The sequence below is a fragment of the Sphingomonas sp. 66-10 genome (assembly GCF_001897045.1).
Taxonomy (GTDB): Bacteria; Pseudomonadota; Alphaproteobacteria; order Sphingomonadales; family Sphingomonadaceae; genus Sphingomonas; species Sphingomonas lycopersici.
Genome location: NZ_MKRR01000001.1, coordinates 108,819 through 110,043, shown reverse-complemented (window position 1 = coordinate 110,043; position 1,225 = coordinate 108,819). Strand labels below are relative to the sequence as shown.

Annotated in this window: 1 protein-coding gene and 1 pseudogene; both read right to left on the bottom strand. The window is 69.1% G+C overall.

Features of this window, described 5'->3' with window-relative positions:
• A pseudogene (gene tolB, locus BGN95_RS00575) lies at positions 1–571 on the bottom strand (Tol-Pal system protein TolB); the annotation flags it as partial.
• Positions 572–643: 72 nt separating this feature from the next.
• Positions 644–1,225: cell envelope integrity protein TolA (gene tolA / locus BGN95_RS00570; protein WP_286771297.1), on the bottom strand; the 582-nt coding region annotated here is incomplete at its 5' end.

The following is a 1,225-nucleotide window of genomic DNA, read 5'->3' as shown; positions in this document are numbered from 1 at the left end:
ACGGCCCTTCGCCGGTCAGCCGGGTGTAGACCATATCGGCGCATTTGTGCCCGGCGCGGCGCCAGTCGGCCGGCGGAACGACGAAGCCCTGCCGCATCAGCTCGGTCTGTGCCGAAACGTCGTAGAGATAGCAGCCGACGGTCAGCGTCCCGTCGCCATTGGCGCGGACGAAACCCTGCACCAGCGCCTGCGCGCCCGATCCGCCCCAATAAGAGAAGGCCGGCTGGGTCACCTCGGGGAACATTACCGTGCGCAGCTGTGCCGGGGGCAACGGATTGAACAGCCCCGAGCTTTTGAGATCGCTGGTGACGATATCGGCGAGCTGCTTGCCGAGCGCGTCGGTCGATCCTGCCTGGGTATCGGTCACCCGGTCGGTCGGCATCGTCGGGATCGCGATCGGCATCGGCGCGGAAATGCCGCCGGTCACCGATACCTCCAGCGGCGGCGGGGCACCGCCCGGGGCCTGCGCCTGCGCGGGGGGCGGCGGCACCGTCAGCGGGGGCGCCGGCATATCCTGCGCGGCGCCGGGGGCCGCGAGCAGCACGGCGGAAAGAAGGAGGATGCTACGCATGTACAGGGCCTTTCCTTTCAATCTCTTGCCCCGCTTCTCCCGGCGCGGCTCGATCGCGGAGCACGGTGCGTGTCACCTGAGCTTCCACTGGTAGTTGATATTGTTCCACCCGCCATTGGGGGTCGAATAGAATTGCGGCGGCAGCTTGAGCGGGGCGCAGCCCTTGAACGCGGCGATGCCGAGATCGATCACGCGGCGCGCATAACGGCGATTGTCGTCGTTGACCCCGGTCTGGCGCACCACCGTCGGGGTCGCGGCGAGCGTGCCGTCCTCGTTGAGACGCAGGTTGAGCGTGGTGACGATCTCATTCGCGCCCGGACCGGGATCGACCTGGCGATCGGCGCACGGCTGGATCTGCCGCGCGATCGCCTGGACGATCGAGGCGAGCGCGGCCGCGTCGATCTTGGCGGCGCGGGGCACCTGGCTGGTCGATTTGCTCTCGTCGCTGGTAAGCCCCTTGAGGAAATCGGGCCCGAGCCGGCTGCCGCGCGGGCGCGAAGCCTTGGACTCGGCCGACTTGCCGGTGCCCTGTGCCTTGGCCGGCGGGGTCTTTTCCGCTTTGCTGTCGGCGACGCGATGCTTGGCCGGCGCGGGCTTCTCCGCCTTGCGCTCCTCCGCCGGCGGCTCCTTCTTCCGGGGCTTGGGCTCGGGCTT